The sequence below is a fragment of the Chitinophaga pollutisoli genome, from assembly GCF_038396755.1.
Classification (GTDB): Bacteria; Bacteroidota; Bacteroidia; order Chitinophagales; family Chitinophagaceae; genus Chitinophaga; species Chitinophaga pollutisoli.
This window is the reverse complement of sequence record NZ_CP149822.1, coordinates 5,247,252-5,263,810: the sequence shown is the minus strand read 5'-3', so window position 1 is coordinate 5,263,810 and position 16,559 is coordinate 5,247,252. Positions and strand designations below refer to the sequence as shown.

The following is a 16,559-nucleotide window of genomic DNA, read 5'->3' as shown; positions in this document are numbered from 1 at the left end:
CATGCAAAAAATATTCATGCTATCAGCCATCCTGCTTGCGCCTATCATGGCCGCTGCCCAAGGCGATCCAGGGCCATACATAGACAAAGATATTTTTAACGTTAGTGCCGCTATCGCCACCCTGGCAATATTACTGGCTTTCCTGCTCTCACTCAGTCGTCAGTTTCTCGATTACCGAATTAAAGCCCGTTTATCGGAGAGCGGTTTACCGGCCCCGGTAATTTCCAGCCTGCTGCCGGATGATCCCGATGCTCGGAAACTTGTCGCGCTTAAATGGGCCATCGTGTTCGCAGGCATCGGTGCAGCATGTACACTTATGTATTGTACATTGCCGCTAGGCATGCACTCCCTGGCCATACTGGCCTTCTGCCTCTCTGCCAGTTTTGCGGTGTACTTTTTCGTTTTACATAAAAGGAAAAAATAGTAAACTTATGAACCCCATATTCACCATTCAGGGAAAGTGTTATGCGCCCATCGCCCTTCTGTGCTTATTGTTGTCCATTTCAGTCGCTTTTGGTCAAAGTAATAAAGGAGCCGCATGGAAGGCTCCCCGTGAAGAAAGCCTTACAGGTAAACTGGATCAGTTAATGAAGGCTTATGCCACCACCGGCCTTTTTAATGGCACCGTACTGGTTGCCCGGCAAGGCAAAACATTACTGCATAAGGGTTACGGCTACAGCAACGTTACCAGGCGCATGCCAAACGCAGCAGACACAGAGTTCCCGCTGTACTCTATTACCAAGCCAATGACGGCAGCTATAGTGCTAAAGCTGGTTGAGCAAAAAAATAAGTCTAGGCGACCGGCTTTCACGGTTTTACCCCAGCCTGCCCGCAGGAGATTCCATCACCATTCGGCACCTGCTCACACATACATCCGGGCTGTATGTCTACAACAACGATTTTTCCATGCCCACGCACACGGAGGAAGCCATGATCCGTTTTCTTGCTGGGCGCCCGCTGGAATTTGCGCCCGGCAGCAAATGGCGGTACTGCAACACCGGCTATTATTTGCTGGGGTTCATCATCGAAAAGCTGACCGGCATTACTTACGCCAATGCCTTAAAAACGTTCATTTTTGATCCATTGGGCATGCGACATAGTGGATTGGACTTCAAATCGTTGTCAGCGTCCGGTAAAGCTACAGGCTACCGGCACCTTTACCCGGATTCCGGCCGTGAGGCCAGTCTGTATGCACATGAAGAACTGCGCTCTTCTGGTGGCGTATGGTCCACCGCAGGCGATGTACTGAAGTTCCACAATGGTATGCAGCAATTCAAACTCATTTCCGATACCTCCACCAGTGGGGCGTATACTCCATTTAAAAACCAGTACGGGTATGGCTGGTTCATCGACACTGCCATGGGAACCACAGCCGTTAGCCATAGCGGCGGGGCCGCGGGCTTCAGAACTTTGCTGGTGCGCATTCCTGCAACCAATACATGCATAATTTTGCTGGCCAACGCGGAGAATATCGATCTGGCGCCAATTAAAGATCAGATCCTCCTGGTGCTTGCCGGGAGAACACACCACTTACCGCGTAACGAGGAAATGGCCGACGAGCAGTTGGCCGCTATCGCCGGAACGTATGCGCTCGAACCCGGTCGTTTCCTGTATGTAACCCGTATTCATCACAGGCTAACTGCCCAGGTTTCCCGTCAGCAGGCGGTGCTGTTACTGGCAGCGGAGAACTACCGCTTTAATGTGGATGGTATGGACGGGCATCTGGAGTTCCCACCGGGTGTGGGCGGCACCCACGACAGTGTTAAACTTTACAGGAAAAACAAAATTTATAGCGGGGCGAAGGTTAATGCCACATGGGGGATTACTGGTAGCGCAACACCCAACGGCTGGGACGGGCCAGATATTCCCCTTCACGAGGTTGCCGGACAGCCCGGAAAATGGCGGTGCGAGAACGCTTTGTTAAAAACAGGCAGGTTGAAATTTCGTTTCAACAACGATTGGACTTTCAGCCTGGGAAGTAAAAGTGCGCAAGATTTAACCGAAGATGGAAATGACATCCCTGTGTCTGCTGGAACTTTCACCGTTGTATTGGATCTTACGGATAGCGCCAGGCCGGAATTTAGCCTGATACCAGCCACCAGGTAGCATCTGCATCAATTCCGCCATGGAATTCCAGGTGAAATACACCTGAAAAAGTACGCCGATCCTTCCCTGGGCAACCAGATACTTAAGGACCTTGTCACAAAAAAAGCTGGGTCACCGTTAGCCGGCCCGTTTAAAACAACCACTGTTAAAGTAAGTCTCCATCAATCATAGCTGGAGTATGGACTTTATGAGTGATCGCGGCAGCAGGCGGTTTCGGACCTTCAATGTTATGGATGTTTGTTCACGAGAAGCGCTGGTCATTGAGGTAGATACTTCTCTTTCCGCCAAAAGAGTTATTCGTGTACTCGAGCGGATATTGGAAAGCAGAGATAAACCAGCTCAGTTCAGGGTCGATAACAGACCGGAAGTAACTTCCTATTGAGTTTTGCTTATGGTGCAGGGAACGCAATATCAAAATTCAATATATCCAGCCTGGTAAACCTTTGCAAAATGGCTATATTGAAAGGTTTAACGGGCTTTATAGGGAGGCGGTGCTGGATGCTTACCTGTTCTTCCGATCTTGACCAGGTAAAACAACTAACCGCTCAGTGAAAAGAGGAATATAACAATCGACGACCACACGAAGCGTTAAACAAGCTTAATCCTGAAGAGAGGAACATGTTTATCCTGAAAAGGGCGACGCTCTAGAAAAGTGCAGTCCGCTAAATGGGGTACTTACACCCATACATCATATTTTAAGGCAACTGAAATGTGTGTTTGGAATGGTTCGAAATGAACCGTTTCAGTTCCTTACAATTCAATACAGACAATCCTTTCGGAGAAAAAAGGTGGCCTCAATTTAGTGAAATTATGTGCCACCTTTTATGCCACCATTTAGAGTGGTTTAACAAGGTTTAACAACACCTGATAAAAAGCGAAAAGCCGCGCCGATCATGCGATCTGCGCGGCTTTTACTTACTTTGATTTTCATCTTGTGATCCCGCTGGGATCATTAAAAATCCTGGCGAAATCCACTATGAAAGCGGAAATACCTCTATCAAAATTCGATAGGTCCCCGAATTGGTCCCCTGTGTGTTTGATTGCTTTTTAGCAATTTTAAGTAAAGAACAATTAATAAAATTATACACAAATTTATGAAAATTCCACCAAAGCAGCTGCTTTCCTGTTAATAAAATTGTGGAATTTTCTTCCATTTCGGAATGCTCAAATACCCCTATTTTCGATCTACAACACCAAAAACACATCTTATGGATTTTAAAGAATTTGGCCTCTACTACAATGCCGAAGCCGATCGGCAAGAGTATCAGGAACGTGTACAACGGTTAATAAATACCCTTGATTTCGATAAACTCGCCGTTATCAGAAACAAGTCCTTGAGCGAGCTGACTGAAGATGACTTGGCGACAATTGGCTTTTTGCCTCACCCATCGCAAGATTTCGCGAAGTTGTATTATTTCAGCGATCTGGACAATATTAAGATATATGTAACAATAGAAGACGGCGCATATAGCATTCGACGATATCGCCTCCAGCTTGACAAAACGCTTTCAACAACAGCAGAACTTATAGATGTCGCACTTATTGGCTGGAAGCTAAAGATGAAATAGGGTTTTCCATTCCCTGGTTCAAAAAATCAACTCCGTCTAATTATTTAAGCAATTGCTTAAATAATCGAGATTTTAGTTAATTTTGGTAGATGAATGGTAATACTTGTATTCGTCTATTCGCAGACCAGGCGCAAATCATGGCCTGCCAAGTCAAGTTGAAGACCGCACAGAAGGCTTTTTCCAGTTTGTCTGCCGTGCTGTCGCTCGCCGGCAATGAAGTCCGGCTGAAGATCATGTATCTGCTGGAGGAGGAAAATGAGCTTTGCCCCTGTGATCTTTCAGACATTTTGGGAATGACCATCCCGGCTATTTCCCAGCATTTGAAGAAACTGAAGGACGGCGGTATCGTTCAGACGCGGAAGGAAGGCCAGACCGTGTTTTACTCGCTGGTGAAGGAATTCCTCCCAACATTAAATCCGTTTTTTACACATATCAATTCGGAAACCCTTAAAACAGAAGTGCCATGAAAAAGGCCAGATCCTCCGGCGCCGCGATCGGGACGGGCATACTGACCGCAATTGCAGCATCCATCTGCTGCATTACGCCCATTATCGCCATGATCGCAGGCAGCAGCAGTTTGCTGGCCAGCTTTTCCTGGCTTGAACCGGCACGACCCTACCTTATTGGCGCTTCAGTGGCGGTTTTGGCATACGCCTGGTACCTTCAACTTAAAACTGCGAAACCTTCAGCTGATGATTGCCACTGCGAACCAGCGAAGAAGCCGTCATATTACCAATCAAAGAAATTCCTGGGAATCATCACCCTTTTCTCCGTGTTGATGATGACTTTCCCGCTGTATGCCAGTGTATTTTATCCGAAGGGCAATGAAAATGCAGCGGTGCATTCCATCGCGGATAACAAATTGCAGGCTAGGTTTACGATACAGGGAATGACCTGCGCGAGCTGCGAAGCCCACGTAAACAATGAAATTTCCAAAGTGCCGGGCGTTTTGACGTATGCGACTTCATTCAAAGCAAGAAACAGCGTGGTGACTTTCGATCCATCGAAAACTAACATCGATGCGATTTCAGCTGCGATTGGGAAAACCGGCTACAAGGTTCGGGGATCAGAAATTATGGATACAAAGTAATTTAAATTAAACCTGCTGATAAGGCAAAACATAAACCAATGCAAGAAAATATCGTTCTCGAATCGACAATCACTTGCCCGCATTGCGGCTTTCAAAAGGAGGAAACCATGCCGGTTGATGCCTGTCAGTACTTTTATGCATGTACGAACTGCAAAATCACGATAAAGCCGAAACACGGGGATTGCTGCGTGTATTGCAGCTATGGCACTGTCAAATGTCCGCCGATACAAATGAATAAGTCTTGTTGCGCATAGTCCGACAAACACCAATCCCTTTGACGGCTTTTGCATCATTAAATATTTTCGTAATTTCACCGGATGAAGTGGTTCTGGCTCCTTTTCGCCGCATACGTCCTCACCCTGTCCGCAGTTCCTTGCTGCGGCGAAGATGCATGCTGTGAAGACGAGATCGAACTGGCTTCGGGACGCGAGTGCGCAGATCATAACGATCATGAAAAACACGAGAAACCCGAGCTCCCCTGTTCACCCTTCTTTTCCTGCAATACCTGCCACGGTGTGGTTGTTACCGCAAATAAGGTAATTCTCACCGCCTGGACCATCCCCACGAAACACATTTTCAGCACACCGGATAGTTCCGTTCTTTCCATCTACCAGCCCGCCGTCTGGCATCCACCCAAAGCCTGATTTTCCATATCAACCATTGGCATCGCCTCCGTCAGAGGCGAATTGAACTGTTTTATCATACTATAAACCATTATGAAAAGAATCGTATTTACGGGCTTGTTAGCCTGTATCAGCTATATATGCAATGCACAAAACGTACTGATCGCGCGCATCCTGGAAGCAGACAGTAAAGTGCCTCTGACCGGCGCCACGGTTGCCCTTCCTGGAACTTCGCTCGGCGCGAAATCCGGTGAAGACGGCATCGCCATCCTCCGGAACATCCCTGACGGCCGGCAGGCTGTCGCGTTCAGCTTTGTGGGTTTTGAAACGATTATCGACACGCTGGTGTTCCCGCGCGGTACCGACACCCTAACCATCCTGCTTGAAGAAGAATCCGAGGAGATCGAGGAAGTGGTGATCACATCCACCCGAAGCACCCGCACCATCCAGAATATTCCGACCCGCGTGGAATTCATTGCCGGGGAGGAACTGGAAGAAAAAGGCAACATGAAACCCGGCGACATCCGCATGATGCTCAATGAAAGCACCGGCATCCAGACGCAGCAGGTTTCCGCGACTTCCGCCAACTCCAGCATCCGCATCCAGGGGCTCGACGGGCGATATACCCAAATCCTCAAAGATGGTTTCCCGCTGTATGCCGGGTTCTCCGGTGGTCTGGGCCTCCTGCAGACGCCGCCGCTCGACCTTAAACAGGTAGAGGTAATCAAGGGCTCGGCCTCCACGCTCTACGGCGGTGGTGCCATCGCCGGCCTGGTCAACCTCATTTCCCGGACGCCGACCGAAGAACGGGATCTCCGGTTCCTGGTGAACGGCACGTCCGCCGGCGGGCTGGACGTGAGCGGGTTTTATGGGCAGAAGTTCGAGAAAGTGGGCCTGACGGTGTTCGCATCCCGCAACAGCAACCGGCCCTACGATCCATCAAACACGGGTTTCACTGCGATACCCAAGTTTGAAAGGTATAACATCAACCCGAAGCTGTTCCTGTACTTCAACCCACGTACCCGTCTGAACTTTGGCGTAAACGCCACCCTCGAAGACCGCACCGGCGGCGATATTCAGTATATCAAAGGCCGCGGGGACGCTACGCATTCCTATTTCGAGAAAAACAAGACCCAACGGTACAGCACCCAGCTGGCATTCGATCACGATTTCAGCGAAAACAGCAGTCTGACCGTGAAAAATTCCGTGAATAATTTTAAACGAAAGCTCAGCATCCCGGGTTATGTATTCGATGGCACGCAATGGTCATCCTACACGGAAGCGGCCTACAGCCGGCATCGGGAGCGTTCCGAATGGGTTGCCGGGGTCAACGTTTACACCGACAACTTCAAAGAGGCCAAAACTGATACCATCCCGCTCCGGAACTACGATCAGAACACCGTCGGCGCATTCGTGCAAAACACCTGGAAGGCCAGCGAGGCAGTTCATCTGGAAACCGGGCTCCGCGGTGACTACGTGGTCGACTACGGCTTTGTGCTCCTCCCGCGGGCTTCCGTGCTGTTCAAGTTCTCGCCGAAGTTCTCGTCGCGGATCGGCGGCGGATTGGGGTATAAAACGCCGACCATTTTCACCGAAGAAACGGAAAGGCTCCAGTATCATTCCGTGTTGCCGATCAATTCGGACGATAACAAACTGGAACGGTCCTACGGCGCCAATTTCGACCTGAACTACCGGACCGGCTTCGCGGACGGAAAGGTTAGCCTCAGCGTGAACCAGCTGTTCTTTTACACCCGGATCAACGACCCGCTGCTGCTGACCAGCGCCCCCGGTAATCTCTACCGGCTCGTCAATGCAGAAGGCCATATTGATACAAAAGGATGGGAAACTAACGTAAAAGTGAGCTTCGACGATCTCAAACTGTTCATCGGTTATACGTTCACCGACGCGCAGATCAACGAAAACGGCATCAAACGGGAAAACTACCTGACTTCCCGCCACCGGCTCAACAATGTTTTGATGTACGAGATCGAAGAAAAATGGAAGTTCGGACTGGAAGGCTACTACTACAGCAAGCAGCAGCTGAGCGACGGCAAAACCGGCAAACCGTACTGGATTTGCGGATTCATGGCTGAGAAGATCTGGGAAAAGTTCTCCCTGTTCGTGAATTTCGAGAACTTCCTCGACACCCGGCAGACACGTTTCGATTCGATTTACACCGGCACCGTTACCAATCCCGTTTTCCGGGATATTTACGCGCCGCTGGATGGCTTCGTCGTAAACGGCGGCCTGAAGCTGCGCCTGTAAAACCTGATGATTTAACTCCGGCGGCGCTCGTGAAGTCGGGCGCCGCCGATATAAAGCCCTCATATGGAAAAAATCAAGATCGATCTGGATTTGGTTTTGCCGGAAGTTCCGGATGAAAGGGATGCTTGCGTGCAGCGCGTCATCGCCGCCATGCAGCAGCATAAAGGCATCGAAAAAGCGCACGTTGTACCTGCGGATACGCAGAACGGCGCCAGGCTTTGCTTCCATTTCGATCCGGACGAAATCTCGCTGGAGCAAATCCAACAATTCGCCCAGGAAGCAGGCGCATCCGTTTCGCGGAAGTACGGCCACCTGGTGATCGAGGTCGAGGCGATCCGGGAAATGATCGAAGCGGCCGTGGTGGAAAGTCAACTGAAAAAGGTGAACGGCATCGTGGATGTTTCCGTTTCCGCCACGGGCAACATCCGCATCGAATTCGACAGGAACGCGACCAATAAGGAAACCATCTTGAAGGAGATAGAGCGGCAAGGCTTGAAAACAAAATCCACCGCCGCCAATGTACATACCCATCAGCCGGAAGGAACCGGCGAGGAAGTGGAGGATGAAGAAGAGCACGATCACGCACCAGCACCGGCGGGCTCGTCCCCGTGGCGGGAGTATTTGCCCGCAATCATCAGCTTCGTGATGCTCATGGCCGGGCTTGCGGCCGATAACTTCATCAAACCGTCTTTTTTTACGGGCTGGGTGCGGCTGGTATGGTATGGCATAGCATATCTGCCGGTTGGGTGGCCGGTAGCCATGCACGGCATCCGGTTGCTTTTCAAAGGTGATGTGTTCACTGAATTCGTATTGATGACCATCGCCACCCTGGGCGCCTTCTATATCGGGGAATATCCGGAAGGCGTGGCTGTCATGCTCTTTTATACCGTCGGTGAGCTCTTTCAGGGCGCTGCTGTTAGCCGGGCGAAGCGCAGCATCAAGGCGTTACTGGACATTCGCCCCGATACCGCAATGGTGCTCGTGGACGGTAAATACAAATCCATGCGCCCTACGGCCGTAAAAGTGGGCGATACGATCCAGATCAAGGTAGGTGAAAAGGTGCCGCTGGATGGAGTTATCCTCAACGATGGCAGTTCTTTTAACACTGCCGCGCTGACGGGCGAAAGCAAACCCTCTTCATTCCGCAAAGGGGAAACCGTGCTGGCAGGTATGATAAATCAGGAAAAAGTCGTAGAGCTGCAAGTCACGAAATTGTTCAATGACAGCTCCCTGGCGCGCATTCTTACGATGGTCCAGGAGGCTACCACGCGGAAAGCGAAGACGGAACAGTTTATCCGCAAGTTCGCGCGGGTTTACACGCCCATCGTGGTTTTCCTAGCCATAGGCATCACGCTCTTGCCGTATTTCTTCGTCGATAATTATGTATTCAACGACTGGCTGTACCGGGCTTTGATCTTCCTGGTGATTTCGTGCCCCTGTGCGCTGGTGATCTCCATACCGCTCGGCTACTTCGGTGGTATCGGCGCCGCTTCCCGTAAGGGTATTCTGTTCAAGGGCTCCAACTACCTCGACCTCATTACCAAAGTGAACCGCGTGGTGATGGATAAGACCGGAACGCTGACGAAGGGTGTTTTCCGGGTGCAGGAAGTCCGCAGCTTCGACCTGCCGGAAGGAACCTGGCTGCCGCTGGCCGCTGCGCTGGAAAGCAAATCAACCCATCCCATTGCGGCCGCGGTTGTGGAGCACGCCGGAAAGGACGCTGACGGCCAGACCGTGGATGCGCTGGAGGAAATCAGCGGACATGGTCTGAAGGGTACGATCGGTGGGAAGATGGTCGCAGCAGGAAATGGAAAGTTCATGCAGAAGTTAGGGATCCCCATTCCGCCGGAAGCGACAGCGATCACCGATACCGTTGTAATGGTAGGCGTCGATGGAAAGTTTGCCGGATATATCACCATTGCCGACGAGCTGAAGGAAGATGCGCAGGAGGCCGTGCAGGCATTGCACGAAATGAATGTTCAGACAACCATGCTCAGCGGCGACAAGCAGGCCGTAGTTGATAAAGTGGCCGCAGTCCTCAAAATTGACCGCGCTTTCGGCGACCTTTTGCCGGAAAACAAGGTGGAGAAAGTGGAGCAAATCAAAAAGGAGCCCGGCGCCGTTATCGCGTTCGTGGGCGACGGTATCAACGATGCCCCCGTACTCGCGCTCAGCGACGTGGGAATCGCCATGGGTGGGGTGGGCAGCGACGCAGCCATCGAAACGGCGGACGTGGTGATCCAGACCGATCAGCCTTCCCGCATCCCCATCGCCATGAAGATCGGCCGCGCCACGAACCGCGTGGTTTGGCAAAATATTGCCCTGGCGTTTGGGGTGAAGGCTATCGTGCTGATTCTCGGTGCTGGTGGATTAGCCACTATGTGGGAGGCGGTTTTCGCAGATGTAGGTGTGGCACTGCTGGCGATTCTGAACGCCGTTCGTATTCAGAGGATGAAATTCTAATACAAAACAAGCGAAACCTTAACGGATTTCGCCTGTTTTGCCCCAAAATGCCCAAAACCTACATTCTCGCCTTCAATCAATTAATGCCCACAATTTCACTTTCAACAAAACGCCGAACAATTCAACTATTACGATCAACCTGCCACCTTTGCCGACCGAAGTTTGGCCAAAAATCCCGGCAGAATGGTCGAGAAGTAATACCTTAAACTCTTCCAACAGGAATATCTCTGCCGTATTCCATGAACGGATGAAGATGCGAATAATCTATTGTATTGCATATTTCCCCTGGCCCGGCGCCACTTTGGGTAAATATTTCAAGATAATTTCAGTAATCTGGAAGCTCCTTCAGGCATTTGCTACCATAACATATAATTTAAACAGCCGCGCTAACTCGCCCGGCTGCGCTTATGAATTTTGAGCATTGCGTTTCCTTTTCAACCATTCTAATAAACGGTTAAGCTTATACGCGCGTAGCGCTCTTGTCTACCCGCGCCTCCGCAACTTCCTGTTGAACTCGCTTGATATACGCCACATCAACTTTTATCTTTACTTTTGAAGCACAAATAACATTATAATGCGCCTTATTAACCTTCAATGATGGTAGTATTTATTAAAAACATGGTTTGCGACCGCTGCATCATGGTCGTTCGCCAGCTGCTCGAAGAAACCGAAATCCCATTTGAAGACATCCAACTGGGAGAAGTAACCATTTCCGCTCCGGTCGCTGAAGAAAAATTGCCGGTTTTGAAGGCCCGGCTTCAGCAACTGGGGTTCGAGCTGCTGGATGATAAAAAAAGTACCACGGTCGAAAGAGTAAAAAATATCGTAATACAACTGATTCACAGCGTGGACGAAGTAGAGCTATCCCAGAAACTCTCCGTCTTCCTCCAGGAAAAAACGGGGATGGAATACACCCAGCTCTCAAACCTCTTTTCTACGGTTGAAGGCACGACAATTGAAAAATACGTAATCCTCCAGCGCATCGAGAGAGCCAAGGAATTGCTTACCTACAACGAGCTCTCGGTAGGCGAAATAGCGGAAAAACTCGGCTACAGCAGTATCCAGTACCTTTCCCAGCAATTCAAAAAAGTTACCGGCCTTACCACGTCGCAGTTCAAACAGTCCCAGGAAAACCAACGGAAACCGCTGGATAAAGTAAAATCCTGATAATTTTATAATCGTTCGCCAAAATTATATAACAGTTCTTCCTGAACCTTGCCTCACCTTTGCATAAGTTCAAATATTTGGCTTTATGCATAGCACATACAAAATTTTCATAAAGGGTATGGTCTGCGAAAGGTGTATTCACTCCATCCGCCAGGTTTTGCGGGAGTTGAATATCCCTGTCACTAACATCAGTTTGGGAGAAATCACCACGGTATCCGCATTGTCCGCTCCCGATATTGCCGCCCTCAGCGAAAAATTGGCCCCACTGGGATTTTCGCTTCTGGAAGACAAGAAAACCAAGCTAGCGCGAGACATCAAGAAGATCGTGGAACAGGTGTACTCCGGATCCTATGATTTCCCCGCGAAGTTCAAATTCTCTGAGACGCTCGCGAAAAAACTGAATAAGGAATTTACCACGCTCAGCTCCATCTTTTCAGAGGTGGAAGGAATAACCCTGGAGAAATACATTATAGAATTTCGTATTGAGAAAATCAAGGAATTCCTCGTGTATACCGACGATTCCCTCACAAATATTGCCTACAATCTCGGGTTCAGCAGCATAGGCCATCTGTCCCGGCAGTTCAAAGCGAATACAGGGTTGCCCCCTTCTCACTTCCAGAAAATTCGGCAAAATAAGCAGTCGCTTTCTGGCAAAGGCAAGCCAGCCAACTGAGGAATTATATACAAATCTCCGGATATAGTGTAATAACCGCCCCGGTCTTCTGGCGTAATTTTGTTGAAAATCAGGAAAATGTCAACAACGATAACAGCAAGACCAGTGGCTACCTCCGATAGAAAAAGCGCCGGAACGATAAAGGAAACCTTTCCCGTCCTGGAAATGACGTGCGCGGCTTGCGCCATCAGTGTGGAATCCATGCTTAAATCCGTACCTGGCGTACAGGATGCCGGCGTAAATTTCGCCAACCAATCTGCCTGGGTGCAATATGGAAAGGGTGCAGTTACCCACGAAGAACTTCAAAGCGCAGTTCGCGCAATCGGATACGACCTCGTTATTGATCTCGAAAATCAGGACGAAGTAAAGGAAGAAGCCCAGCAACGCCACTACCGGGAAGTAAAACAACGTACAATATGGTCATCCATCCTGTCGTTGCCCATCGTAATTATCGGCATGTTCTTCATGGATATGCCCTACGGCAACTGGATCATGATGGTGCTGGCCACCCCGGTAGTTTTCTTCTTCGGTCGAAATTTTTTCGTCAACGCCTGGAAACAAGCGCAGAACAGGAAAGCCAACATGGATACTCTCGTAGCGTTAAGCACGGGTATTGCCTGGCTTTTCAGTGCGTTCAACACGATATATCCCGAATTCTGGCACCAGCGCGGACTTCATGCCCACGTTTACTTCGAGGCCGCCGCGGTAGTGATCGCTTTCATCTCTCTGGGCAAGCTCCTGGAGGAAAAAGCCAAATCCAATACGTCCTCTGCCATCAAGAAACTCATCGGCCTGCAGCCTAAAACAGTACTGATGGTAGATCCGGACGGAAACACCCGTGAAGTACCAATCGCCAGCGTGAAAGTGAATGACCTCCTGCTGGTAAAGCCCGGAGAAAAGATCCCCGTAGATGGGAAGGTTGCCGGTGGTGAGTCCTACGTCGACGAGAGCATGATCACGGGAGAACCGGTTCCCGTAGCGAAAAAGAGCGGAGACGCGGTTTTCGCAGGAACGATCAATCAAAAAGGCAGTTTCCAGTTTAAGGCTGAAAAAGTTGGTACGGACACGCTTCTGGCACAGATCATCAAAATGGTACAGGAAGCCCAGGGCAGCAAGGCGCCGGTGCAGAAGCTGGTCGACAAGATCGCCGGCGTCTTCGTCCCGGTAGTCATAGGCATTGCCATCCTGACGTTCATTTCCTGGATGGTGCTCGGTGGTGATAATGCGTTTACGCACGCGCTCCTCACTTCGGTAACTGTTCTCGTAATTGCCTGCCCCTGCGCACTGGGTCTGGCGACCCCGACGGCCATTATGGTAGGCGTTGGAAAAGGCGCTGAAAACAATATCCTTATTAAAGACGCCGAAAGCCTGGAACTGGCCCATAAGGTAAATGCCGTAATCCTGGACAAGACCGGCACCATTACTGAGGGCAAACCTGTCGTTACCGATATGGTTTGGAGCAATGGCCCCGTTCATGCCAGCGTACTGCTTGCGTTGGAACAACAATCCGAGCACCCGCTGGCGGAAGCCGTGGTAGCATATCTGAAAGAAGATCGCATTCAACCTGCCGCGCTGCAAGGCTTTGAGAGCCTTACCGGCCAAGGCGTAAAAGGTAGCTATGAAGGAACCGGATTTTATGTCGGCAACAAAAGGCTGATGGACGCGAAAAACGTCGCAATTCCGCCCCAACTGGCATATCAGGCCGGATCTCTCCAGGAGGAAGCCAAAACGGTCATTTATTTTGCATCCAACAATTCATTGCTGGCCGTCATCGCTATCGCGGACAAAATAAAGACCACCTCTGCTGAAGCTATCTCGGCACTCCGTAAGAGCGGCATTGAAGTTTACATGCTCACTGGCGATAATCAACATACTGCCGCCGCAGTAGCCAGACAGGTAGGTATTACCACGTTCAAGGCGGAAGTTTTACCGGCTTACAAATCCGAATTCGTAAAGGAACTGCAGCAGGCAGGCAAAGTGGTTGCCATGGTAGGCGACGGCATCAACGACTCCCAGGCGCTTGCCCAGGCCGACGTCAGCATAGCCATGGGCAAAGGCTCCGACATCGCCATGGATGTTGCGAAAATGACACTCATCACTTCCGATCTGAACAGCATTCCCAAAGCGCTCAAACTCTCTCGTAAAACGGTGAGCACGATCAAACAAAACCTGTTCTGGGCGTTCATCTATAACGTTATCGGAATTCCCATCGCAGCTGGGCTCCTTTATCCTGTAAACGGATTCTTGCTGGATCCGATGATCGCAGGGGCCGCAATGGCACTGAGCTCGGTGAGCGTTGTCAGCAATAGCTTGCGCCTGAAAGCAACCAATTTATAATATTGAGAATACGTTTCTAAATCTTAGAAATAAGCATGACATCATATACATGGGGCACCACCGCAATTGTCCGCGAAACTGAATCGGCAATTACGGTGGTCTTCGATTCGGGAATTGAACCCTTCCATTACAAACCGGGGCAATTCATCAATCTGACATTGCAGATCGACGGACAAGCTATCACCCGGTCGTATTCCCTAAGCTCCGTACAAGAGGAAGACGCCCATCCCGCCATTACCGTGAAACGGGTGACCGGCGGCATCATGAGCAATTACATCGTCGACCAGGCCGATAGCATCTCTCGCTGGCAGGTATCCGGTCCTTACGGATCATTTACACCGCCTGCTGAAGCATTCCATGCGGGCCATGTGGTGCTCCTTGCAGGGGGCAGCGGTATAACGCCTTTGTTTTCAATTGCCCGCTCCATTATTTCCGGGAGTAACGACACTCATGTTACGCTCATCTATTCCAACCGCACACCGCATGAAATTATCTTCCGGGGTAAAATAGAAGATTGGGCCTACCAGCATAAAGAACGGGTATCTATCCATTATGCGGTTTCCCAGCCCGGAAGCCTGACATCGATCCATGGAGCGGCACTGTTTCGTGGCCGTATCAATAAGCTCGCCGTGAAAAAGATGTTAAAAATGTCGGTCCCGAGCCCGTTGGAAGCTGCCCATTTCTTTATTTGCGGCCCGGTGGAACTGATGCGATTGCACCAAGATGTGCTGACGTCGCAACAAATACCCGAGCAGCAGGTGTTTACCGAGTGGTTTGCGCCTGATGAAAACAGCATCTCCGTTGTTCCACCCATCGAAATGCAGGAAGTCCTACTTCATTTTTTCGATCAGTCGAACCTCCTGGAGGTGCAGGCTGGAAAAACAATCCTGACTGCGGCGCTTGAAGACCGGATACCGCTTCCTTATTCCTGCAAATCAGGCACTTGCGGCATCTGCACGGCGCGGCTCACCTCCGGCCAGGTAAGTATGGCGAACAACTTCGCACTCAGAAAATCCGACGTGGAATCAGGGCTGATCCTATTATGCCAAAGTTACCCGGTCACCGGCGACGTTACCGTGGAAATTGACTGACGCGCAGCGATGGAATATTGTAAATCATAGTAGCAATTGTATAACAGGTACCCCGGCGAGACATCGTAATTTTACATCATCAAACAGGCAACGACATACTTAAAAGGATATACAATGGAAACAGTACAATTTAAAACGAACATCAAATGCTCCGGTTGCATTGCTACGGTAACCCCCTTCCTGGACGAACTCGCCGGCAAGGAAAACTGGGAAGTCGATCTCCAAAGCCCGGATAAAGTATTAACAGTTTCAACTGAGAAAGCTGGCAAAGAAGATATAAAAAAGGCAGTAGAGAAAGCAGGTTACAAGGCAGAAACATTGGCATAAGAACCAACCCACGGGCAGCTCAAAATGCTGCCCGTTTTTATTTTTGTATATTTGCAGCTATGGCATCGATAAAAAACATCATGATCTCCGTACTGAAATTCCTCTTTGTAAGAAAGAAAAGCTGCTGTAAGTAATCCCGTACAGCACGCCAGCCCCATTTCGTAGAAAATGTTCCTCTCTCTTTTTCTTTTTCAGCTCACCGTTAATACCCTAACCCAAACAGACAATTCGTTAATTTTCAATAAATTATAGGTAAACTTATGACTATTGATTAAAAATAGCGCATCTCATTGAGAGTGGTATAGTTTTTCGGCGTGGAGGTCAGAGACTTTCCACATGAAACGCATAAATAATGTTATACTGGCAATATTCTACCTTGTATATACGGGTGGAATAACCGTATACCAGCATTATTGCATGGGCGAGTTGCAAAGTGTAAGCCTGATCTTTACTCGTGACGGCCCATGTGGCAAATGCGGGATGGAAATACACACCGGGCTAAACAGCGGATGTTGTAAAGATGTAACGATAGCCAGCCCCCGCTCAGAAGATAGCCACGTTTCTACGTATTTTGCGACGCTTATCGCGGCCCACGCACAGGCAAATATCATTTTAATATACGACACCGCACCAATCTCTTTTTCGTCTGAAATTTCCGCTCCCGACATTCCCCACCATCCACCACCTATTGAACTCCCGCTATTTCTACGATTTCAAAACTTTCGTATTTGAGCGATCACCTAAATGCCACCTTTGGTGGTGAAGGGACGATATGCTGTTCCATTCAAAAGGTGAATAAAAAAGCCATCCGGTGATATATCTGCTTTTAAAAAATTACCGCCTTATCTA

At 49.7% G+C, this 16,559-nt stretch carries 14 protein-coding genes and 2 pseudogenes; all 16 read left to right on the top strand.

Annotated elements, in window-relative coordinates:
- The first annotated feature begins 1 nt into the window (after position 1).
- Entirely contained in the window at positions 2-424 is a 423-nt protein-coding gene (locus tag WJU16_RS22515) for a hypothetical protein (protein WP_341835605.1), read from the top strand.
- A 7-nt stretch (positions 425-431) separates the two neighbouring features.
- Positions 432-2,106 (top strand): annotated as a pseudogene (locus WJU16_RS22510) (serine hydrolase).
- Positions 2,107-2,227: 121 nt separating this feature from the next.
- Positions 2,228-2,754, top strand: a pseudogene (locus WJU16_RS22505) (integrase core domain-containing protein); the annotation flags it as partial.
- Between the two features lie 560 nt (positions 2,755-3,314).
- The gene (locus tag WJU16_RS22500) at positions 3,315-3,674 is read left to right on the top strand and encodes a hypothetical protein (protein WP_341835603.1); all 360 of its coding nucleotides are present in this window, start codon (positions 3,315-3,317) and stop codon (positions 3,672-3,674) included.
- 89 nt (positions 3,675-3,763) lie between these two features.
- A complete protein-coding gene (locus WJU16_RS22495; protein WP_126247965.1) occupies positions 3,764-4,141 on the top strand; it encodes a metalloregulator ArsR/SmtB family transcription factor in 378 nt (125 codons plus the stop codon).
- Positions 4,138-4,764, top strand: coding sequence for a mercuric transport protein MerTP (gene merTP / locus WJU16_RS22490; protein ID WP_126247963.1), 627 nt, complete (start codon positions 4,138-4,140; stop codon positions 4,762-4,764). Before WJU16_RS22495 ends, merTP begins: the two co-directional genes overlap by 4 nt.
- A 38-nt stretch (positions 4,765-4,802) precedes the next feature.
- A complete protein-coding gene (locus tag WJU16_RS22485) occupies positions 4,803-5,018 on the top strand; it encodes a GDCCVxC domain-containing (seleno)protein (protein WP_126247961.1) in 216 nt (71 codons plus the stop codon).
- Positions 5,019-5,081: 63 nt separating this feature from the next.
- A complete protein-coding gene (locus WJU16_RS22480; RefSeq protein WP_126247959.1) occupies positions 5,082-5,408 on the top strand; it encodes a hypothetical protein in 327 nt (108 codons plus the stop codon).
- A gap of 72 nt (positions 5,409-5,480) precedes the next feature.
- On the top strand, positions 5,481-7,652 hold the full coding sequence (locus WJU16_RS22475; protein ID WP_341835602.1) for a TonB-dependent receptor domain-containing protein: 2,172 nt from the start codon (positions 5,481-5,483) through the stop codon (positions 7,650-7,652).
- Positions 7,653-7,715: 63 nt separating this feature from the next.
- On the top strand, positions 7,716-10,115 hold the full coding sequence (locus WJU16_RS22470) for a heavy metal translocating P-type ATPase (protein WP_240646696.1): 2,400 nt from the start codon (positions 7,716-7,718) through the stop codon (positions 10,113-10,115).
- A 594-nt stretch (positions 10,116-10,709) separates the two neighbouring features.
- A complete protein-coding gene (locus WJU16_RS22465; protein ID WP_126247955.1) occupies positions 10,710-11,282 on the top strand; it encodes an AraC family transcriptional regulator in 573 nt (190 codons plus the stop codon).
- A gap of 118 nt (positions 11,283-11,400) precedes the next feature.
- Positions 11,401-11,955, top strand: coding sequence for an AraC family transcriptional regulator (locus WJU16_RS22460; RefSeq protein WP_298707816.1), 555 nt, complete (start codon positions 11,401-11,403; stop codon positions 11,953-11,955).
- A 78-nt stretch (positions 11,956-12,033) separates the two neighbouring features.
- A complete protein-coding gene (locus tag WJU16_RS22455) occupies positions 12,034-14,292 on the top strand; it encodes a heavy metal translocating P-type ATPase (protein ID WP_126247951.1) in 2,259 nt (752 codons plus the stop codon).
- Between the two features lie 35 nt (positions 14,293-14,327).
- Entirely contained in the window at positions 14,328-15,383 is a 1,056-nt protein-coding gene (locus WJU16_RS22450; RefSeq protein WP_126247949.1) for a ferredoxin--NADP reductase, read from the top strand.
- A gap of 114 nt (positions 15,384-15,497) precedes the next feature.
- Positions 15,498-15,710, top strand: a complete 213-nt coding sequence (locus WJU16_RS22445) for a heavy-metal-associated domain-containing protein (RefSeq protein ID WP_126247947.1) — start codon at positions 15,498-15,500, stop codon at positions 15,708-15,710.
- 336 nt (positions 15,711-16,046) lie between these two features.
- Complete coding sequence (locus WJU16_RS26195; RefSeq protein WP_404980229.1) at positions 16,047-16,442, top strand: HYC_CC_PP family protein; 396 nt, start codon at positions 16,047-16,049, stop codon at positions 16,440-16,442.
- Positions 16,443-16,559: the final 117 nt, after the last annotated feature.